Source organism: Streptomyces flavusporus (genome assembly GCF_046267975.1).
Lineage (GTDB): Bacteria > Actinomycetota > Actinomycetes > Streptomycetales > Streptomycetaceae > Streptomyces > Streptomyces flavusporus.
Genome location: NZ_CP176503.1, coordinates 8,707,314 through 8,727,833 on the forward strand (window position 1 = coordinate 8,707,314; position 20,520 = coordinate 8,727,833).

Consider the following 20,520-nt stretch of genomic DNA (forward strand, 5'->3'; position numbering starts at 1 on the left):
CAACCCCTCACAACCCGCACCCGCCGGACGGCTAGAGCACGCATTCCGCCTCGGCGTACCGCTCCTCGGGTACCGTCTTCAGCGTCTCCACGGCCTCCGCCAGCGACACCATCACGATGTCGGTACCGCGCAGCGCGGTCATGTACCCGAACTCACCGCGATGCGCCGCCTCCACCGCATGCCACCCGAACCGCGTGGCCAGCACCCGGTCGTACGCAGTCGGCGTCCCACCCCGCTGCACATGCCCGAGGATCACCGGCCGCGCCTCCTTGCCGAGTCGCTGCTCGAGCTCGATGGACAGCTGACGTGCGATACCCGCGAACCTCTCGTGCCCGTAGATGTCCTTGCCCCCCTCGTCGAACGCCATGGTGCCGGGCCGCGGCTTGGCACCCTCCGCGGCGACGACGATCGCGAACCGCTTGCCCGCCTCGAAGCGCTCGCCGACCCGCGCGGTCAGCTCGTCGATGTCGAAGGGACGTTCGGGGACGACGATGGCGTGGGCGCCCGCCGCCATCCCGGAGTGCAGTGCGATCCAGCCGGTGTGGCGGCCCATGACCTCCACGATCAGCACCCGCTGATGGGACTCGGCGGTGGTCTTGAGCCGGTCAAGGGCCTCGGTCGCCACAGTCACAGCCGTGTCGAAGCCGAACGTCACGTCCGTGACTGCGATGTCGTTGTCGATGGTCTTCGGCACCCCGACGATGGGCAGTCCGCTGTCCGACAGCAGTCGGGCCGCCTTGAGCGTGCCCTCACCGCCGATCGGAATGATGGCGTCGAGGCCGAGTTCGGCCACATGCCCCTTGGCCCGCTCCACGCCGTCGCGCAGATGCTCGGGACGGACCCGGGAGGAGCCGAGGATGGTGCCGCCGCGGGCCAGGATGCCGCCCACCGCGTCGAGGTCGAGCTTGAGGTAGTCGCACTCCAGGAGGCCCTTCCAGCCGTCCCGGAAGCCGATGACCTCGTCGCCGCGGTCGGCGACGGCACGGTGCACGACGGACCGGATGACGGCGTTCAGGCCGGGGCAGTCGCCGCCGGACGTGAGGACACCAATGCGCATAGCCCGAAATACCTTCTCAACGTGGGCCGGGGACCGGACCACGCTGTCCGGCTCGATCCCCGCCACCCTAGCGGCACCAGGGGGCGGGGCCGAACCGTGCGTCCGCCTGCTGGACGAGCGCGCTCACCTGTGCGGACGGCCCGTCAGACGGGCTGGTTGAGCCGGGTCGGCGCCCGGGTGTACGGGCCTCAGGCAGGCTGCTGTTGGGCCGCCGCGATGCGCTCGCTGCGCAGCGCCTCGTACCAGCGGTCGTCGGTCGGCGGCAGTGCGTTCACGTCGAGCGCCAACTTCAGCAGCAGGTCCGCGATCTGCGGGTTGCGGGCGAGCACGGGACCGTGCATGTACGTGCCGAAGACGGTGTCGTTGTACGCGCCCTCCGTGCCGTCGCCCGTGCCGTTGCCCTTGCCGAGGCGGACCTGGGCCAGGGGGCGGGCGGTGGGGCCGAGGTGGGTGACGCCCTGGTGGTTCTCGAAGCCCGTCAGCGGCGGCAGGCCGAGGCGCGGGTCGATGTCCGCGAGGACGTCACCGACGCACCGCTCGCCCTCGCCGCGTACCGAGACGACGTCGAGCAGACCGAGGCCGGGCTCGCGCTGGCCGAGGTCGTTGATGAACTCGTGGCCGAGGATCTGGTACCCGGCGCAGACGGAGAAGACGATCGCGCCGTTCCCCACCGCCCGGTGCAGACCCCCGTCACGGCGCAGCCGCTCGGCCGCCAGCCGCTGCGGCCGGTCCTCGCCGCCGCCGATCAGGTAGATGTCGCCGGAGGTCGGGATCGGCTGGTCACTGCGCACATCGAGCCGGGCCACGTCCAGGCCCCGCTGCCGGGCCCGGCGCTCCACGACGAGGACGTTGCCCTGGTCGCCGTAGGTGCTGAGCAGGTCGGGGTAGAGCCAGACGACCCGCAGGCTGTTGTCGCTCATGAAGTCACTGTCCTTACGAGTACGTCAGTTGCCGACGCGGCGGCGCAGATCCTGGAACGCGGTGTAGTTGGCGATGACCTCGATGCGGCCCGGCGGGGCCATCTGCACGGCCTGGTCGAGGTTCTCGCAGACCTGGAAGTGCTGGTTCGCGACCTCCAGACGGACCGCGAGGTCCAGCTTGCGGTCGCCGATGACGAGGATCGGGTGCCCGGTCAGCCGCGTGTAGTCGACGTCCCACAGCCAGGAGGTGTCCGTGCCGTCGGCGCTGCGCGCGTTCACGGACAGGATCACCGGGGTCGGCGGCGGGTCGATCAGGGAGAAGGTCTCCAGCCAGCCGGCCGGGTTCTTGGCGAGCAGCAGCCGCAGATCGCGCTCCATGAACTGCACGACGTCATAGCGCCCGGCCACTGCCTGCACCTGGTACATGCGTTCCAGGGCGACCTGCGGCGGCACGCCGAACACGGCGGCGACGGCGGCGGAGGAGGCGGCGTTGGCCTTGTTGGCGCGGCCCGGCAGCTGGAGGTGGATCGGCCAGGCGGAGCCGTGCGGGTCGAGGACGTGGTCGCCGGACAGCGCCCAGCTCGGCGTCGGGCGGCGGAAACCGCACTCACCGCAGTACCAGTCGTCGCCGGGGCGCTGCATCACGCCACCGCAGGACGGGCAGGACCAGGCGTCGTCCTTCCACATCTGGCCGGCGGCGACCCAGATCACGTTGGGGGAGGAGGAGGCGGCCCACACCACGAGCGGGTCGTCCGCGTTGGCCACGACGACCGCCTTGGACCCCGCGAGCCCCTCACGCCAGTTCTCGGCCAGCATCCGGGTCTCGGCGGCGCGGTCGAGCTGGTCGCGGGAGAGGTTGAGCAGGGCGATGCACTTCGGGTCGGTGTCCCGGGCGACCCCGGCCAGGTACTTCTCGTCGACCTCGATGACGCCGTACCGCGCGTCCGAGCTGCCGGCGAGCGCCGAGGTGATGCCGGCCGGCATGTTGGCGCCGAGCGCGTTGGACACGACCGGGCCTGCGGCGCGCAGTGCCTCGGCGATGAGCCGGGTGGTCGTGGTCTTGCCGTTGGTCGCCGAGACCAGGACCACATCCAGGTTCTGGGCGAGCCGGGCGAGGAGGTCGGGGTCGAGTTTTAGGGCCACCCGGCCACCGATCACCGAACCGCTGCCGCGCCCTGCTGCGCGCGATGCCGCAGCGACCGCCTTGCCCGCGGTCACGGCCAGCTTGGCCCGCGGCGTGAGCGGGTCCGAGTTGCCTGCCATCAGTTCTCGATCCTCCTTGCGTACCCGCCGCGCCGTAGCATCCGGCAACGTGGTGAGGCCTCAGCCTATCGAGATCCACTCACGTGCCCGAATCGCGGCACCATCACGATCCTTGCGCGCGGGGCGCGCGCCAGCGAGGACCGTACCCTTGCCGCCATGCGACACGGCTCCATCCCGGGCGCCCACGGGCGTGTCCGGTCCCTCACCCTGCTCGGCGACCCGATCCTTCACACACCCTGCACGGAAGTCACCGACTTCGGCCCCGAACTCGTCCGCCTGGTGGAGGACTTGTTCGCCACGATGTACGCCGCGCAGGGAGTGGGCCTGGCCGCGAACCAGGTGGGCGAGCCGCTGCGCGTCTTCGTCTACGACTGCCCGGACGACGATGACGTACGTCACCTCGGCCATGTGGTGAACCCACGCCTGGTGGAAACGGACGGCATGGTGATCCGCGGCCCGGAGGGCTGCCTGTCCCTGCCGGGCCTGGAGGCAGGGACGGAGCGCTACGACCACGCGGTGGTCGAGGGTTTCACGATGACGGGCGAGCCGGTCACGGTGCACGGTACGGGTTTCTTCGCCAGGTGCCTGCAACACGAGTGCGACCACCTGGAGGGCCGGGTGTACGCGGACCGCGTGCAGGGCTGGCGCCACAGACGACTGATGCGCCAGGTGGCGCGAGCTTCATGGCGCAGGTGACCGGAACGGACAACCGTCAGAACCCCGGACCCCCTATTTTGTCTCCGGCAGCCGCAAGACGACCCCACAACAGGTCAGCCAGACTCCGCACCAACTCGGCCCGGGAACAAGGCCGTTCCCCCAGCCACCAGTCCCCGGCGGCATGCATCATCCCGACGATCCCGTGCCCCCACACCCGGGCAAGCTGCTGACTCCCGGGCCCGAGATCCAGCCGTTCCTCGATCACCTGGGCAAGCTCCTCACCCATGCGCCGCAGCAACGGCGCCGAGTGCTTCCCCACATCGAATTCCTGGTCCCCCGACGAGCCCTCCGCGGGGTGCATCAGAAACCGGTACACCTGGGGCCGTGCCTCGATCGCCGCAAGGTAGGTGTCCAGCGTGGACTCGACCCGCTCCCGCCGCTCGGCAGGCGCGTCCAGCGCCGCCCGCAGCGAATCCAGCAGTGCGTCCGTGTGTCGCTTGGCCAGTGCCGCATACAGCCCGCCCTTGTCACCGAAGTGGCGATAGAGGATCGGCTTGGTGATGCCGGCCTCCGCGGCGATCGCGTTCATCGAGGCCTGCGGACCATCGCGCAGCACCACCCGGTCCGCGGCCTCCAGCAGCTCGCGCCGTCGGCGGTCGGCGGACCGCTGCTGCTCGGTCCGCTGCGTGGTGTCCATGAGCTCTCCCCACCCGTGCTGAATCGGTGACGCCTGCGCAAACTAACACTCGGCTCCCCCAGGACCTCGAACGGGCTGCCGAGGAGTCCTCGTGAGTTGACTTTTCCTACCCATGGGTAACAGACTGCGGTTACCGCAAGTAACATGCATGTGCGCCGCTGGAGGGGACATGGCCGAGTTCACCATGGAGCTCAACGACGAACAGAAGGAGGTCCGGGACTGGCTGCACGGCTTCGCCGCCGACGTCATCCGCCCCGCGGCCGCCGAATGGGACGAGCGTGAGGAGACTCCCTGGCCGGTCATCCAGGAGGCCGCCAAGGTCGGCATCTACTCCCTCGACTTCTACGCCCAGCAGTACTTCGACCCCACCGGGCTCGGCATCCCGATGGCCATGGAGGAACTCTTCTGGGGCGACGCGGGCATCGCCCTGTCGATCGTCGGCACCGGCCTCGCGGCCGTCGGTGTGCTCGCCAACGGCACCGAGGAGCAGATCGGCACCTGGATTCCCCAGATGTACGGCGATGCGAGCGACGTCAAGGTGGCCGCGTTCTGCTCCTCCGAGCCCGACGCCGGCTCCGACGTCGCCTCCATGCGCACGCGTGCGGTGTACGACGAGGCCAAGGACGAGTGGGTGATCAACGGCACCAAGACCTGGGCGACCAACGGCGGCATCGCCAACGTCCATGTCGTCGTCGCGGTGGTCGACCCGGAGCTGGGCTCCAAGGGCCACGCGTCCTTCATCATCCCGCCGAACACGCCCGGCCTCGCCCAGGGCCAGAAGTTCAAGAAGCACGGCATCCGCGCCTCGCACACCGCCGAGGTGGTCCTCGACAACGTGCGCGTGCCCGGTTCCTGCCTGCTCGGCGGCAAGGAGAAGCTCGACGAGCGGCTGGCCCGGGCCCGCGAGAAGGCGAAGAAGGGGGGCGAGCGCGTCAAGAACGCGGCGATGGCCACGTTCGAGGCGTCCCGCCCGGCGGTCGGTGCGATGGCGGTGGGTACGGCACGGGCCGCGTACGAAGTGGCGCTGGACTACGCGACGACCCGCGAGCAGTTCGGCCGCCCGATCATCGACAACCAGGGTGTGGCGTTCCAGCTCGCCGACATGCGCACCTCCATCGACGCGGCCCGTCTGCTGGTCTGGCGCGCCTCCTGGATGGCGGTCAACGGCAAGCCGTTCACGGCGGCCGAGGGTTCCATGTCCAAGCTGTTCGCCAGTGAGACCGCCAAGAAGGTCACCGCGCAGGCGATCCAGATCCTGGGCGGCAACGGGTACACGCGGGAGTACCCGGTGGAGCGGATGCACCGGGATGCCGCGATCTACACGATCTTCGAGGGGACGAGCGAGATCCAGCGGCTGGTGATCGCGCGGACGATCTCGGGGATGTCCGTTCGCTAGCAAGCCGGTAAGCGGACTGTGGGGCGGGTGGGGCCGGGGCCGCGGGGAACCGCTAGGACCCGGCCCCACTGCTGTGCGCAATACACGCCACGTCGATGCGATCGGCCAACTTGGCCAGCTCGATGGTCAGCGCGGCCACGGTGTCCTCGTCGAGCCCCTCCTGTCCGGCCTCCACCAGATGCAGCCACCGCCCGCCCACCGTGCGCAGCAGCTTGCTCACGTCGGCCGCAGCCACCTGCAAGGTACCGCGGTCGTCGACGATCAGAGGGAGAGTCACTTCGCGGTTCACAAAGGGGATCGTAACCGCGGAAGGCTCACGCTCCGTGCCATACGGTCGTGATGTTGCAGAACTCGCGGATTCCGTGCCCGGACAGCTCACGCCCGTACCCGGACCGCTTGACCCCGCCGAACGGGAACGCCGGGTGGGACGCCGTCATCCCGTTGACGAACACGCTGCCCGCCTCCAGATCCCGTACAAAGCGGTCGACCTCGGCCTCGTCGCGCGTCCAGACGTTGGAACTCAGCCCGAACAGTGAGTCGTTGGCGATCAGCACCGCCTCGTCCAGATCGCCGGCGCGGTACAGCGTGGCGACCGGCCCGAACGCCTCCTCGCGGTGGATCCGCATCTCCCGGGTGATGCCGGTGAGGACGGTCGGCGGGTAGTACCAGCCGGGCAGCTCGGGCCGGCGGAGCCGGTGACCGCCGCACAGCGCAGTCGCTCCACTGCGCCGGGCGTCGTCGACGAGCTCTTCCAGATCGTCTCGCCCCTTCTCGCTCGACAGCGGGCCGACCTCCGTCTCCTCCTGCATCGGGTCGCCGACCACCAGCGCCCTCATTCCCTCGACGAACCGCTCGGCGAAAGCGTCGTAGACGTCCGTGTGCACGATGAACCGCTTGGCGGCGATGCAGGACTGCCCAGTGTTCTGCACGCGCGCATTCACCCCGACCTGCGCGGCACGGTCGAGGTCGGCCGACGGCATGACGATGTACGGGTCGCTGCCGCCCAGTTCCAGCACCGTCTTCTTGACCATCTCGCCGGCGGTGGAGGCGACCGCGCGGCCCGCGGGCTCGCTGCCCGTGAGGGTGGCCGCCCTGACGCGCTCGTCGCGCAGGATCTCGTCGACCGCGCTCGCGCCGATGAGCAGGATCTGGAAACAGCCCTCGGTGTAGCCCGCCCGGTGGAAGAGGTCCTCCACGTAGAGCGCGGTCTGCGGCACGTTCGAGGCGTGCTTGAGCAGGCCCACGTTGCCCGCCATCAGCGCGGGCGCCGCGAAGCGGATCACCTGCCACAGCGGGAAGTTCCACGGCATCACCGCGAGCACCGGGCCGAGCGGCCGGTAGCGGACCCGGACCCGGGAGGCGCCGGAGTCCTTCACGTCGGAGTCGGCGGGCTCCTCGTCGGCGAGGAGTTCCTCGGCGTGCTCGGCGTACCAGCGCATCGCCTTGGCGCACTTCGCGGCCTCCGCGCGCGCCTGCTTGATCGGCTTGCCCATCTCGGTGGTCATCACGCGGGCGACGTCCTGCTGGTCCTCGTCCAGGAGGTTCGCGGCCTGGACCAGCAGGTGTGCACGGTCGACGAAGCTGCTCTGCCGGTACGTGCGGAACGTGGCCTCGGCGAGCTGGAGCCGGCGCTCGATCTCCTCGGCACCCATGGCCTCGTACGTTTTGAGCGTCTCGCCGTTCGCCGGGTTCACCGTTGCGATGGGCATGGCCGACCTCCTCGGGAGCGACTGTGCTTCGACCTTCCCGCGCGGTGCCGGGCACCGCAACGCGTACACATCTCTTCAGGCCGAGTGCTCCGCCAGGCGGTCGAGAAACGCGGCCTGGGCCTTGACGATCACCTCGCGGGCCCGGTCCAGGCCGAACCACTCCACGCGGTCCAGTTCGGGGAACTCCTGGGTGCGTCCCGACTTCGGCGGCCACTCCATCGTGAACGTGCCGGGACTGATGGACGCCGGATCCAGGTCGGCCTCGACCGCCCAGGCGGTGACGATCTTGCCGTTGGTCTGCCGGACCTCCCCGAGCGGGACCGCCTCGCCGTCCGGCGGCGGCAGCCCGAGCTCCTCCTCGAACTCCCGGCGGGCGGCTTCCCAGGCGGGCTCCCGGGGGTCGTACTCACCCTTCGGCACGGTCCACGCCCCGGTGCTCCGCCTGGCGAAGAAGGGGCCGCCCATATGGCCGAGCAACACCTGAAGGCCCTGGTCGGTGTGCCGGAAGAGGAGCAGTCCGGCACTTCGGCTGCCCGTCAAGGAGCCACCTCCGGGTGCGCGGCCAGCAGTGTCTCGACGGTGTCCGCCTCCTGCGGGCGCTTGTCCTCGCGGTAGCGGACCACGCGGGCGAAGCGGAGGGTGACGCCGGCCGGGTAGCGGGTGGACCTCTGCAGTCCGTCGTAGGCGATCTCGACGACCAGTTCGGGGCGTACGGTCACCACGTGACCGGTGTCCTCGACGGCCAGCTCCCGCAGCCGTTCGGTCTGCCAGGTGAGCATCGCGTCGGTCATGCCCTTGAAGGTCTTGCCGAGCATGGCGAAGCCGCCGTCCGCGGTGCGAGCGCCCAGGTGCAGGTTGGAGAGCTTGCCGGTGCGGCGGCCGTGGCCCCACTCGGCGGCCAGCACCACCAGGTCGAGGGTGTGGACGGGCTTGACCTTCAGCCACGAGGCGCCCCGCCGGCCGGCGCTGTAGGGCGCGTCGAGGGCCTTGACCACGACGCCCTCGTGACCGCGGCGGAGCGTCCCGGCGAGGAAGTCCTCCGCGGCCGGTAGGTCCTCGGGGCCGGAGACCAGCGTGCGCCGTACCCGCATCGGTTCGGGAACCAGGCGGGCCAGCTCCGCGTATCGCTCGGCGAACGGCAGGTCGAGCAGGTCGCGGCCGTCGACGGACAGCGCGTCGAAGAAGACGGGGGAGACCGGCACCGCCCGGGCGGCCGTCGTCACGTCCACCCGGGAGCCGACCCGGCCGGCCGTCTCCTGGAACGAGCGAGGCCGTCCGGCGGCGTCGAAGGCGATGACCTCGCCGTCCAGCACGAAGCGCTCGCCGCGCAGTTCCCGCGCGGCCTTCGTCAGCTCGGGCAGCCGGTCGGTGATGTCGTCGAGGGTGCGGGTGTAGAGGCGTACGTCGTCGCCGTCGCGGTGCACCTGGACACGGATGCCGTCCAGCTTCTCCTCCACCGCGCAGGCGCCGAGCCTGCCGACCGCCTCCGCCACCGAGGACGCGGTGTGCGCCAGCATCGGCAGGACGGGACGGCCGACGGTGAGCCGGAACCGCTCCAGCGCCCCGGGTCCCTCCGCGAGCAGCGTCTGCGCCACCGTCTGCAGCGACCCGGCCAGCATCACGGCCCGCCGGACATCCGCGGGCGGCGCCCCGGTCGCCTCGGCGAGCCCCTCCACCGCGACCGCGTCCAGGGCACCCTGCCGGACCTCGCCGGTGATCAGCCCGAACAGGAACCGCTGCTCCTCCTCGGTCGCCGCACCCATCAACTCCCCGACCAGCCGGGCCCGTTCTGCCTGCGAGCCGGTGCCGGTGACCTTGCCGATCCGGGTGAGCCGGGCGTCCACCTCGCGCACGCTCAGGGTCGGCTCGGTGGCCGGGGCGACCCGGCGGCTCAGCACCTTCCAGCCGATGCCGAGCCGCCCCTGCGGGAGCCGGCCCGCGAGGTAGGGGATGACAATCGGCACGTCGTCCGCCTCCGCGTCCCGGAACAACTCGGCGAGCAGGGCGATCTTGCGGGACCGCGCCGAGGTGGCGGCGACCTCCCGGGACACGTCGGCGAGCCGGGTCAGCAGCATGCAGCCATGGTGCAACGGGGAACCGGGGACTACACCCGCACGGCCGCGTCGAGGTCGGTCATCAGCAGTTCCCCGTTGATCGTGGCGCCCGCGCGGTAGCCGCCGCTCGCCGCGTTCACGACCTGCTCCGCGAACCCCATGGCATTGCCCGCGGCCCACACGCCGGGCACGGTCGTCTTGCCCGTCGCGTCGACCACGGGGTAGGCGCCGAACGGGGTCTCGTTCAGCTCGGCGCCGAGCCGCTGAAGCAAGCCGGTCTGCGGGACAGCGCGGGGCGCGACGAACAGCACCTCGCGGGCGTGGGTCGTACCGTCCGCGAGCCGGACGCCGGTGAGCCGGTCGTCCTCCACCACCAGGCCGGCGACCGCACCGGGCACCACGTCCACCCCGGCCGCGGCGAGGCGGCGCAGGTCGTCGTCCGTCAGGTCGTCCTCGGCGACCTCGTGCAGGAAGAAGGTGACGTCCTTGGACCACTGGGTGACGATCAGGGCCTGGTGCACGCTGAGCGGGCTGGTGGCGAGCACGCCGAAGGCCTGGTCGCGCACCTCCCAGCCGTGGCAGTAGGGGCAGTGCAGCACATCCCGTCCGAACCGCTCGGCGACCCCGAGCACCGTCGGCAGTTCGTCCTTGAGCCCCGTGGTGACGACGAGCCGCCGGGCGCGCACGGTCCGTCCGCTCGCGAGTTCCACGGCGAAGTCCTCACCCTTGGTGACGTCCACCGCGGTGTCCCGGACGAGCTCCACGCCGTACCGCGCGATCTCCTCGCGGCCGATCGCCAGGAACTCGGCGGGCGGCATGCCGTCCCGCGACAGATAGCCCTGCATGTGGGCCGCCGGTGCGTTGCGCGGCTCGCCGGCGTCGACGACCAGCGTGCGGCGCCTGGCCCGCCCCAGGACGAGCGCGGCGGACAGGCCCGCCGTGCCACCGCCGACGACGATCACTTCGTATGTCTCGGTCATGGTGACCACCTCCACGACAGAAGGTCGCCCCACCGATGCCGTGTTGACAAATGTCTTTGCTGAAACTGCAATACGAGGCATGAGTACCGATGACGTTCTGGCAGGCGTGGGTCCGCGGCTGCGGCGGATCCGGAAGGAACGGGAGGTCACGCTCTCCGGGCTGTCCGAGGCGACCGGCATCTCGGTGAGCACGCTCTCCCGGCTGGAGTCCGGGCTGCGCAAGCCCAGCCTGGAGCTGCTCCTGCCGATCGCACAGGCCCATCAGGTGCCCCTGGACGAGCTGGTCGGTGCGCCTCCTGTCGGCGATCCACGGGTGCGGGCCAAGCCGATCGAGATGCACGGCCGCACCCACTGGCCGCTCACCCGCCAGCCCGGCGGACTCCAGGCCTTCAAGGTGCTCGAACCGCAGCGCAGGCTCGAACCCGACCCGCGCACGCACGAGGGCTACGAGTGGCTGTACGTCCTGTCCGGGCGGCTGCGGCTGGTGCTGGGGGAGCACGACGTGGTGCTCACGGCGGGGGAGGCCGCCGAGTTCGACACACGCGTGCCGCACTGGTTCGGATCGACGGGGGAGGGGCCGGTGGAGTTCCTGAGCCTGTTCGGGCCGCAGGGGGAGCGGATGCATGTGCGGGCGCGGCCCAAGCGGGCCTGACCTGTTCCGGCCCGCGTGACGTACGCGACTGTTCCCTGATGGGCAAGCGACCGCTTAGTATGCGATCGACCCCGGTCGGACGAGGAAGTCGCGTGGAGGCCCCGCATGCAGGCATGGCAGGTGCACGAGAACGGCGAACCGAGCGAGGTGATGCGCCTCGCGGACGTGGCGCCGCCCACGCCCGGCGACGGCCAGGTCCTGCTCAGAGTGCGGGCCGCGAACATCAACTTCCCCGACGCCCTGCTGTGCCGGGGCCAGTACCAGGTGCGGCCCCCGCTGCCCTTCACGCCGGGCGTGGAGATCTGCGGCGAGACCGAGGACGGCCGCCGCGTGATCGCCAACCCGGCGCTGCCGTACGGCGGTTTCGCCGAGTACGCCGTCGCGGACGCCGCCGCGACTCTGCCCGCGCCCGACGCGCTGGACGACGCGGAGGCCGCCGCCCTGCACATCGGCTACCAGACGGGCTGGTTCGGCCTGCACCGCCGGGCCCGGCTGGAGGCCGGCGAGACCCTGCTCGTCCACGCCGCCGCAGGAGGGGTCGGCAGCGCGGCCGTGCAGCTCGGCAAGGCGGCCGGCGCCACGGTCGTCGGTGTCGTCGGCGGTGCCGAGAAGGCCGCCGTCGCCCGCGAGCTGGGCTGCGACGTGGTGATCGACCGGCGTGCCACGGATGTCGTCGCGGCCGTGAAGGAGGCCACCGGCGGCCGGGGCGCCGACGTGATCTACGACCCGGTCGGCGGGGAGGCCTACGCCCAGTCGGCCAAGACCGTCGCCTTCGAGGGGCGGATCGTGGTAGTCGGCTTCGCGAGCGGGTCGATCCCCAGCCCCGCGCTCAACCACGCCCTGGTGAAGAACTACTCGATCCTCGGCCTGCACTGGGGCCTGTACAACACCAAGAACCCGAAGCTGGTCCAGCACTGCCACGAGCAGCTCACCGAGCTGGCCGCGCGGGGCACCATCAAGCCGCTGGTGAGCGAGCGGGTGCCGCTCAGCGGGGCCGCGGACGCCGTGCAGCGGGTCGCGGACGGCGTCACCACCGGCCGGATCGCCGTCGTCATGGAGGAGGCAGCATGATCGACGCCACGGAACTGCGCAGCCGCACGCAGGAGTTGCTGGCCGCACATCCACCGGCCACCACTGACCGGCTCGACTTCCTCAGGGCCCGCTTCGACGCCGGGCTCGCCTGGGTGCACTACCCCGAGGGACTCGGCGGACTCGGTGCCCCGCGCTCCCTCCAGGCCGTCGTGGACGCCGAGTTGGAGGCCGCCGGTGCCCCCGACAACGACCCGCGGCGGATCGGCATCGGCCTGGGCATGGCCGCGCCCACGATCCTCGGCTTCGGTACCGAGGAGCAGAAGCGGCGGTACCTCAGGCCCCTGTGGACCGGGGAGGAGGTCTGGTGTCAGCTGTTCAGCGAGCCGGGCGCCGGCTCCGACCTGGCCGCGCTCGGCACGCGGGCGGTACGGGAAGGTGACGACTGGGTCGTCAACGGGCAGAAGGTGTGGACGTCCAGCGCCCATGTCGCCCGCTGGGCCATCCTCATCGCTCGCACCGACCCGGACGTGCCCAAGCACCGGGGCATCACGTACTTCATCTGCGACATGACCGACCCGGGTGTCGAGGTGCGTCCGCTGCGCCAGATCACCGGCGAGGCCGAGTTCAACGAGGTGTTCCTCACCGACGTCCGCATCCCGGACTCGCGCCGCCTCGGCCCGATCGGCGACGGCTGGCGGGTCGCGCAGACCACCCTGATGAACGAGCGCGTCTCCATCGGCGGCATGCGGCTGCCCCGCGAGGGCGGCATGATCGGCCCGGTCGCGAAGACCTGGCGCGAGCGCCCCGAACTGCGCACCCACGACCTCCACCAGCGGCTGCTGAAGCTGTGGGTCGAGGCCGAGGTCGCCCGGCTCACCGGCGAACGGCTGCGCCAGCAGCTCGTCGCGGGCCAGCCCGGCTACGAGGGCTCCGGCATGAAGCTGTCGTTCGCCCGCCTCAACCAGGAAATCAGCGGCCTGGAGGTCGAACTCCTCGGCGAGGAGGGTCTGTTGTACGACGACTGGACCATGCGCCGACCCGAACTCGTGGACTTCACCGGCCGGGACGCCGGCTACCGCTACCTCCGCTCCAAGGGCAACAGCATCGAGGGCGGGACCAGCGAGGTCCTGCTGAACATCGTCGCCGAGCGCGTTCTGGGCCTGCCCGCCGAGCCGCGCACCGACAAGGACGTCGCATGGAAGGACCTCGCCCGATGAGCACGACGAGCGCACAGCCCGACCTGCTGTACTCGGAGGAGGAAGACGCGCTGCGCGCCGCCGTCCGGGACCTGCTCACCGACCACTGCGACGCGGCCGGTGTGATCGCCCGCAGCGAGTCCGAGGCCCCGCACGACATGGAGCTGTGGAAGCTCCTCGCCGACGGCATGGGGCTGGCCGGGCTGCTGGTGCCGGAGGACCGGGGCGGTCAGGGAGCCTCGCACCGCGAAGCAGCCGTCGTCCTGGAGGAGTTGGGGCGGGCAGTGGCGCCCGTGCCGTATCTGACCAGTGCCGTCGTCGCCACCGAGGCCCTGCTGGCCTGCGACGACTCCGCCGAGCTGCTCGCCCGGCTGGCGTCCGGGCGGACGATCGGCGCCCTCGCCGTCGCCCTGCACCTCGCTCCGGGCGCCGCCTTCCCGGTCGTACGACTCGAGGACGGCGTTCTGCACGGCGAGTTGACCGGCATCGCGGACGCGTCGGCCGCGGACGTGCTGCTCGTGCCTGCGGACGACGGCGGGCTGTACGCCGTGGAGCGCGATGCCGTGACCGTGCTGCCGCAGGTGTCGCTCGACCTGACCCGGCCGGTGGCACGGGTGCGCTTCGAAGGGGCGGCGGGGCGTCGGCTGGGCGACGCGGAGCCCGCCGTACGACGAGCCCTGCTGAGTGCGGCCGGGCTGCTCGCCTCGGAGCAACTCGGCCTTGCCGACTGGTCGTTGACGGAAACGGTCCGCTATCTGAAGGAGCGCAAGCAGTTCAATCGCCCCGTCGGCGGGTTCCAGGCGCTCAAGCACCGGCTCGCCCAGCTGTGGCTGGAGGTCGCGGGCCTCCGGGCCGCGGCACGGGGTGCGGCGGACGCGCTGGCGACCGGCGAGGACGTCGACGTGGCCGTCGTGGTCGCGCAGGCGTACGCCGCGCCCGTGGCCGTCCGTGCCGCCGAGGAGGCGCTGCAACTGCACGGCGGTATCGGGATGACCTGGGAACACCCGGTCCACCTCTGCCTGAAGCGGGCCAAGGCGGACTCCATCGCGTACGGCACCGCGGGTGCCCACCGTGGCGCGCTGGCCGAGCTGGTGGACCTTCAGGCCCCCTGACGTACACCTGGAGAAGCGCGGTCGACGCGCGCGGGAATCCCGAGGAAAGCCCGCCCCACCTGGACGCTGTTGGTAAATCGGGTGCGGGCGTGACGACGGCCTGCATGACCCCGTTGGGGTTGTGCAGGCCGTCGTTGTGTTGAGGGGTGGGTTCGGTGTCGCTGCGTGGGGTGGATCTGATGGAGATCCCGGAGGAGACCGCTCGGCTGGCACGTGCGGTGTTCCCGAAGGGCTGCCTGGTGATGCGGGTACGGGATGCGCTCGGGCCGGTGTTCTCGGATGCCGATTTCGAGGAACTTTTCCCGGTCAGGGGGCGGCCGACGGTGTCTCCTGCCCGGCTCGCGCTGGTGTCGGTGTTGCAGTTCGCGGAGGGGCTGACCGACCGGCAGGCCGCGCACGCGGTCCGCTCGCGTCTGGACTGGAAGTACGCTCTTTCGCTGGAGTTGGCCGACACCGGATTCGACTTCTCGGTGCTCAGCGAGTTCCGTGCCCGGCTGGTCGACGGTGAGGCCGGCCAGATGGTGTTCGATGCAGTACTTCGGGCGGCTGGCGAGGCAGGGCTGGTCAAGGCGGGCAAGCGACAGCGCACGGATGCTACCCACGTGCTGGCTGCAACGAGAGACCTGAACCGGCTGGAGTTCGTGGTCGAGACACTGCGGGCGGCACTGAACCAGGTAGCGGAGGAGGCCGGGGACTGGCTGATGACGGTGTCGCCGCCGGAGTGGTTCGACCGTTACTCGGCCCGGCCGGAGGACAGTCGCTTCGCGTCCCGGTGGGCGGCCCGCGTCGAACACGCCGACCAGTGCGGGACCGACGGCATGATGCTGCTGAAGGCCGTCTGGTCGGCTGTGTCACCGCCCACGTTGCAGAGCCTGCCCGCGGTGGAGTTCCTGCGGCAGACCTGGGTCCAGCAGTTTCACCAGGTCGACGGGGCCATGCGCTGGCGCGGGACGAAGGACCTCCCGCCGGGTCTGATCCGCTTACGGACCCCCTACGAGCCCGAGGCCCGCACTGGTTCGAAACGGGATCTGGGCTGGTCCGGTTACAAGGTCCACCTCAGCGAGACCTGCGAGCCCGACGCCCCGCATCTGATCACCCACATTCGCACCACGCCGGCGCCCGTCAACGACGTCCTCGTCCTGGAGGACACCCACACCGCTCTGGCCGAACGCGGTCTGCTGCCGGACGAGCACCTGGTGGACGCCGGATACATCGACGCCGAACAGATCCACCACGCCCGCCGCGATCACGACATCGAGCTGGTCGGCCCGGTCAAGTCCACCACCGTGAAGGGACAGGCGACCGGAGACGTCTTCGACAACACCCACTTCGCCATCGACTGGGGCCAGCGCCAGGCCGTCTGCCCCGGCGGACAGACCAGTGTCGTCTGGCGAGAAGCCCAGAGCCAGTGGGACGCCCCGGTCACCCGGGTCCGGTTCGCCGCCCGGCACTGCGACCCCTGCGAACTGCGGACCTCGTGCACCAGCTCCAGGACCGGCCGCAATCTGACCCTGAGACCGAAGACCGAACACGACATCCTTCAACAGGCCCGTACTGAGCAGGACACCGACCACTGGCGCCGCCGCTACGGACACCGAGCCGGCGTCGAAGGCACCATCTCACAAGGTGTCCAGGCCTTCGGCCTGCGCAGACCCCGCTACCGCGGACTCGACAAGACCCGGTTGCAGCACCACTTCACCGGCGCGGCCATCAACTTCGCTCGCGTCGATGCATGGCTCACCGGCAGACCACTCGCCAAGACCCGCGTTTCACCCTTCGCAGCACTCCGCCCCACTGGATGAGATCCAGCGGGGCGGAATTAACCAACAGCGTCCACCTGGGGCGGGCTTTTCGGTGTGCCCTGGTCCGGTGAAGTGAACTGATGACGGCGGTCCGGCCAACTCCCTGCTCGGGCCTGCCTCTTGGGCGCTACGGAACCGCATACTCACTGGGGTTCCGTCCCGCCCACCAGGGAGGCAGAGCATGGCCCTCACCACCCGTCGCAGAGCCCTCACCACTCTCGGCGCCGCCCTCGCGGGCGCGGTCGCCCTGCCCGGCGCGAGCGCGATCGCGAGCGAAGCGAAGAAGCACGGCCCGCGCCCGCTGTGGCGAGCCCACGCCCACAACGACTACGAGCACCCGCGCCCGCTCCTCGACGCGCTCGACCACCGCTTCGGCAGCGTCGAGGCCGACATCTACCTCGTCGGCGACCAGCTCCTCGTCGCCCACGACCCGGAGGACCTCGACCCGGAGCGCACGCTGGAGTCCCTCTACCTCGACACCCTCGCCGCCCGAGTCAAGGCCAACCACGGCCGGGTGTACCGCGGTCACCGCGGCTCCCTGCAGCTGCTCATCGACATCAAGACCGAGGGCGCCTCGACGTACCTCGAACTCGACCGCCATCTGCGCCGCTGCAAGCACCTGTTCACGACATACGCCCACGGTCGGGTCTTCCCCGGACCCGTCACCGCCGTCATCTCCGGCGACCGCGCGGCCCGCGTGCCCATGGCGGCGCAGACCGTGCGCCGGGCCTTCTACGACGGCCGGCTCGCCGACCTCGGCAGCCCGGCGCCCGCCTCCTTCATCCCGCTGATCAGCGACAACTGGACGCTGAACTTCACCTGGCGAGGCGTGGGCGCCTTCCCCGACGCCGAGCGGCAGAAGCTGCGGACCATCATGCAGGCGGCACACTCGCGAGGGCAGAAGGTGCGGTTCTGGGCCACCCCGGACCTGGCCGGCCCTGCCCGGGACGCGCTGTGGACCGAGCTGCTCGCCGCCGACGTCGACTTCATCAACACCGACGACCTGCTCGGCCTGGCGGCGTTCCTGGACGCTCACGAGCAGGCGTAGAGACCACACGTTCGGGGGACATGTCAGCTGCCCGGACGAACCCTCCGCTGCGCCACACTTGCGGCCGAAACGCCGCGCAGTGGACGTGGCGGAGGAGGTTGACGATGGCCATTTCCATCTCTGTGGTGCTGTTGCTGCTGATCCTGGCAGTGATCTTTCTGCGCAACGGCGGGCTCAAGCCCACCCATGCGATTGTCTGCCTGCTGCTCGGCTTCTACCTCGCGAGCTCGAGCGTCGCCCCGACCATCCACAGCGGCCTCACGGCCACGGCTGACATCGTCAGCGGTCTGAGACCGTGAGGACCGCGTGGAAGGGCGGGGTCAGCCCGCGGAGAAGACCCCGATGCCGTTCGGAACCGGGCGCTCCACTCCGTCGGTGGGGTGATTGCGCACGGACACACCGCCCGCGCCCGGCGTGCGGGCGACCAGCGTCGACGAACCGCCGCCGTCCAGGCTGAAGGCGTCCACCGAGCCCAGCTGCCGCATGGTGTCGGCCACTTCGGCGATCGTCAGACCGGTGCGGTACTCCGGCGCACCGTCCACCGCCAGCAGCAGCACGCGACGCCCGCCGTCCCCGATGCCCACGGCCGTGCGTACGGCCGAGGTCCGGTCGTCCAGGCCGGCCAACGGCAGGCCGTCCCTGAGGACCGGATAGCCGCCGAGAGCGAAGCGGTACGGGACCCACGACTTCTGCGCCACCAGCCGGTGGCGTACCTGCACGGGCTCGCCCGTCGAGAACTTCCGCAGCTGCTGGGCACCCGCCTCCCGGCCCACCAGCACGGTGGTCCCCTCGGCGATCGGGCCGCTTCCGGGAGTGTCCGCGGCCGACACCACCCGACCGTCCCTGACCGTCACCTCGTAGGTGTCCGTGCTGCACGGCGCCGCCCGGTCGGTGTCCGTGCCGCACGTGGCACGCACCCGGGACGCGCTGCCCCAGGCCGAGGTGAACGCGCCGACCGAGCCCACCGGCAGCGCGTACTGGTTGAGCCCGCCGAGCGGCAGTCGCACCGCAGGCGTGGTGACCGCCCCGTCCAGCGCCAGGCTGTCCAGCCGGGCTCGCCGGTCGACCCCGACGCCCACGACGTCCTGGGTGCTCGTGCCCGGCGGCAGGGCGGGACCGAAACGCTGGCCGTTCGGCACCGCCGCCTTCAGCGCCGTGCCGCGCGCGATCACCGGTCCGACGCTCGCGCCGGTCGCCCGGACGCCCGGGTGCTGGACCTCGGTGATGTTGAAGAAGTCCCCGTTGACCCCGGCGACGGCCCCCCGGGCGTCGGCGAGTTGGGAGACGGTCGCCCGTGCGGCCACCGCTCCGGGGTACAGCAGGTCGAGGCGTACCCGAGGGTCGCGCAGGTCGACGCTCAGTACATGGGCGTGCGTCGGTCCCCTGGCCGCCTGGATGTCGAGTTCCCGGTAGACGACGCCCGGCGCGATCCGGGTCGCGTCCTCAGCGGCGCCGGCCGGTGCCGCCCCCACCAGGGCCGCTCCGGCCAGCGCGCCGAGTGCCGTGAGTACTGCCAGTAACGTTCTGCCTGCTCCGAACCGCTTCTGACGACGCGTCACAGATCCCCCTGAGGTCTCGTCAACTGTCTCAGGACGCGGGGGAAGTGCACCAGACGACCGTGTCCGAGGGGGTGACGGGGACCCGGCCGCGCGAGAACGGGTGGGAGAACGCGTGCTGTTGGCGGCGGTCAGGGATGAGCGCCGACGCCCGGTCGACGTGCGAGTGGCCGACCCGGCCGGGGGCAAGAGCGACGTGCAGGGTGGGTGCGGAGTGTCGTCGTCAGGCCGCTGTCAAGCGCAGCACCATGTGGCACTCCCATATCGGGCGGCGGAGTATAAAAGCGACTCTGTGGGGCACTCGAACAGCCCGTCCGTCCTCATCGGCGGAAGGAAGGTTGTGCTCATGACGCCGATGACGTTCTCCGCCCTGCCGACGGCCGGGTGCCGCTGGGAGCGGGCCCTGGTGACCGGCGGCGCCGGGTTCCTCGGCTCGCACCTGTGCGAACGCCTCCTCGGTAGCGGGGTCGACGTCGACTGTGTGGACAACCTTTCGTCGGGGTCCGAGGACAATGTCCGGCACCTGGTCGGCCGACCTGGTTTCCGGTTCCTCGAACTCGACCTGGCCGAGCCCGGCTGCCCCGACGCCCTGGAGGCTCCGTACGACCTGATCCTGCACTTCGCGGGCCCGGCCTCGTCCGCCGAGTGCCGACGGCACCCTCTGGACGCGCTCGACACCGCCGGCCGCGGCACCCACAACGCGCTGGCCGTCGCGGACCGGGCAGGCGCTCGGTTCCTGCTCGGCTCCGGGTGCCAGGTCTACGGCGATCCACTGGTGCATCCCCAGCGCGAGGACTACTGCGGCCACGTCGACCCCGTGGGACCGCGCAGCGCCCACGACGAGGCCCAACGCTTCGCCGAGGCACTGACCACCGCGTACGCGACCGCCCACGGCACCGACGCCGGAATCGTTCGCGTGTTCAACACCTACGGCCCGCGGATGCGGGCGGACGGCCGCCAGGCGGTCCCCACCTTCATCACGCGGGCGCTGGCCGGGGCACCGCTGATCATCGAGGGCGACGGCAGCCAGACCCGCTCCCTGTGCCACGTCGACGACATGGTCGACGGCGTGCTGCTGGTGGCCGCGAGCCGGTCCGTCCGCCCCGTCAACATCGGCGGCTGCGACGAGCCGACCGTCCGGGAGATCGCCCGCCGGGTGATCGAGCTCACCGGCTCGCACTCGCGCCTGGAGTTCGCCGCCCGCCGCCCGCATGATCCGGCCCGGCGCCGCCCCGACACGACCCTGCTCCGGGAGATCTTCGGCTGGGTTCCGAGGGTCACCTGGGAGGAAGGGTTCCGGCGCACCATCGCCCACTTCGCGGACGTGTCGGCGGACCGCCGGCCCCTGCGCGCCGAGGGAGGTACCCGTCATGCGTGTTGCTGGTGACG

General features: G+C 71.1%; 20 protein-coding genes. 10 read left to right on the plus strand and 10 right to left on the minus strand.

All coding sequences use genetic code 11. The annotated features are described in order from the left end of the window. Positions 1-31: 31 nt before the first annotated feature. From ACKTSN_RS40970 to ACKTSN_RS40980, 3 genes are all read right to left on the minus strand, one after another. Positions 32-1,057, minus strand: coding sequence for a 6-phosphofructokinase (locus ACKTSN_RS40970; protein ID WP_409473691.1), 1,026 nt, complete (start codon positions 1,055-1,057; stop codon positions 32-34). Between the two features lie 188 nt (positions 1,058-1,245). Then, a complete protein-coding gene (locus ACKTSN_RS40975) occupies positions 1,246-1,977 on the minus strand; it encodes a type 1 glutamine amidotransferase (RefSeq protein WP_224733199.1) in 732 nt (243 codons plus the stop codon). A gap of 24 nt (positions 1,978-2,001) precedes the next feature. After that, the gene (locus ACKTSN_RS40980) at positions 2,002-3,240 is read right to left on the minus strand and encodes a MurT ligase domain-containing protein (protein WP_409473692.1); all 1,239 of its coding nucleotides are present in this window, start codon (positions 3,238-3,240) and stop codon (positions 2,002-2,004) included. 156 nt (positions 3,241-3,396) lie between these two features. Between ACKTSN_RS40980 and def the strand changes: the two genes are divergently transcribed. Then, positions 3,397-3,936, plus strand: a complete 540-nt coding sequence (gene def, locus ACKTSN_RS40985) for a peptide deformylase (protein WP_409473693.1) — start codon at positions 3,397-3,399, stop codon at positions 3,934-3,936. Between the two features lie 16 nt (positions 3,937-3,952). Here the strand turns inward: def and ACKTSN_RS40990 are convergent, their stop codons facing one another. Beyond that, a complete protein-coding gene (locus tag ACKTSN_RS40990) occupies positions 3,953-4,594 on the minus strand; it encodes a TetR family transcriptional regulator (protein WP_224733202.1) in 642 nt (213 codons plus the stop codon). Between the two features lie 169 nt (positions 4,595-4,763). On the opposite strand from ACKTSN_RS40990, the gene ACKTSN_RS40995 reads away from it, so the two are divergent. After that, positions 4,764-5,990: an acyl-CoA dehydrogenase family protein gene (locus tag ACKTSN_RS40995; protein ID WP_409473694.1), complete on the plus strand. Its 1,227-nt coding sequence runs from the start codon at positions 4,764-4,766 to the stop codon at positions 5,988-5,990. A gap of 52 nt (positions 5,991-6,042) precedes the next feature. Here the strand turns inward: ACKTSN_RS40995 and ACKTSN_RS41000 are convergent, their stop codons facing one another. The 5 genes from ACKTSN_RS41000 to ACKTSN_RS41020 form a co-directional block, all read right to left on the minus strand. Further along, entirely contained in the window at positions 6,043-6,279 is a 237-nt protein-coding gene (locus ACKTSN_RS41000) for a DUF6213 family protein (protein ID WP_224733204.1), read from the minus strand. A gap of 25 nt (positions 6,280-6,304) precedes the next feature. Beyond that, entirely contained in the window at positions 6,305-7,699 is a 1,395-nt protein-coding gene (locus ACKTSN_RS41005; RefSeq protein WP_409473695.1) for an NADP-dependent succinic semialdehyde dehydrogenase, read from the minus strand. Between the two features lie 75 nt (positions 7,700-7,774). Then, positions 7,775-8,239: an NUDIX domain-containing protein gene (locus ACKTSN_RS41010; RefSeq protein ID WP_409473696.1), complete on the minus strand. Its 465-nt coding sequence runs from the start codon at positions 8,237-8,239 to the stop codon at positions 7,775-7,777. Continuing rightward, positions 8,236-9,774, minus strand: a complete 1,539-nt coding sequence (locus ACKTSN_RS41015) for an ATP-dependent DNA ligase (protein WP_409473697.1) — start codon at positions 9,772-9,774, stop codon at positions 8,236-8,238. Before ACKTSN_RS41015 ends, ACKTSN_RS41010 begins: the two co-directional genes overlap by 4 nt. A 29-nt stretch (positions 9,775-9,803) precedes the next feature. Beyond that, positions 9,804-10,733: an NAD(P)/FAD-dependent oxidoreductase gene (locus tag ACKTSN_RS41020; RefSeq protein WP_409473698.1), complete on the minus strand. Its 930-nt coding sequence runs from the start codon at positions 10,731-10,733 to the stop codon at positions 9,804-9,806. 79 nt (positions 10,734-10,812) lie between these two features. Between ACKTSN_RS41020 and ACKTSN_RS41025 the strand changes: the two genes are divergently transcribed. The 7 genes from ACKTSN_RS41025 to ACKTSN_RS41055 all read left to right on the plus strand — a co-directional run bounded on the left by ACKTSN_RS41025 (position 10,813) and on the right by ACKTSN_RS41055 (position 17,874). Continuing rightward, positions 10,813-11,385, plus strand: a complete 573-nt coding sequence (locus tag ACKTSN_RS41025; RefSeq protein WP_385508971.1) for a helix-turn-helix domain-containing protein — start codon at positions 10,813-10,815, stop codon at positions 11,383-11,385. 105 nt (positions 11,386-11,490) lie between these two features. Further along, complete coding sequence (locus tag ACKTSN_RS41030; protein WP_409473699.1) at positions 11,491-12,456, plus strand: NADPH:quinone oxidoreductase family protein; 966 nt, start codon at positions 11,491-11,493, stop codon at positions 12,454-12,456. Next, the gene (locus ACKTSN_RS41035; RefSeq protein WP_409473700.1) at positions 12,453-13,634 is read left to right on the plus strand and encodes an acyl-CoA dehydrogenase family protein; all 1,182 of its coding nucleotides are present in this window, start codon (positions 12,453-12,455) and stop codon (positions 13,632-13,634) included. Before ACKTSN_RS41030 ends, ACKTSN_RS41035 begins: the two co-directional genes overlap by 4 nt. After that, complete coding sequence (locus ACKTSN_RS41040) at positions 13,613-14,725, plus strand: acyl-CoA dehydrogenase family protein (protein ID WP_409473701.1); 1,113 nt, start codon at positions 13,613-13,615, stop codon at positions 14,723-14,725. Before ACKTSN_RS41035 ends, ACKTSN_RS41040 begins: the two co-directional genes overlap by 22 nt. A gap of 155 nt (positions 14,726-14,880) precedes the next feature. Then, the gene (locus tag ACKTSN_RS41045; protein ID WP_409473702.1) at positions 14,881-16,527 is read left to right on the plus strand and encodes an IS1182 family transposase; all 1,647 of its coding nucleotides are present in this window, start codon (positions 14,881-14,883) and stop codon (positions 16,525-16,527) included. 181 nt (positions 16,528-16,708) lie between these two features. Further along, positions 16,709-17,575, plus strand: a complete 867-nt coding sequence (locus tag ACKTSN_RS41050) for a phosphatidylinositol-specific phospholipase C/glycerophosphodiester phosphodiesterase family protein (protein WP_409473703.1) — start codon at positions 16,709-16,711, stop codon at positions 17,573-17,575. A 104-nt stretch (positions 17,576-17,679) separates the two neighbouring features. Continuing rightward, positions 17,680-17,874 (plus strand): hypothetical protein, encoded by a 195-nt coding sequence (locus ACKTSN_RS41055; RefSeq protein ID WP_224733213.1) that lies wholly within the window; start codon positions 17,680-17,682, stop codon positions 17,872-17,874. A 21-nt stretch (positions 17,875-17,895) separates the two neighbouring features. Here the strand turns inward: ACKTSN_RS41055 and ACKTSN_RS41060 are convergent, their stop codons facing one another. Continuing rightward, the gene (locus tag ACKTSN_RS41060; protein WP_409473704.1) at positions 17,896-19,134 is read right to left on the minus strand and encodes a phosphodiester glycosidase family protein; all 1,239 of its coding nucleotides are present in this window, start codon (positions 19,132-19,134) and stop codon (positions 17,896-17,898) included. Positions 19,135-19,477: 343 nt separating this feature from the next. Between ACKTSN_RS41060 and ACKTSN_RS41065 the strand changes: the two genes are divergently transcribed. Continuing rightward, positions 19,478-20,518: an NAD-dependent epimerase/dehydratase family protein gene (locus tag ACKTSN_RS41065; protein WP_409473705.1), complete on the plus strand. Its 1,041-nt coding sequence runs from the start codon at positions 19,478-19,480 to the stop codon at positions 20,516-20,518. Positions 20,519-20,520: the final 2 nt, after the last annotated feature.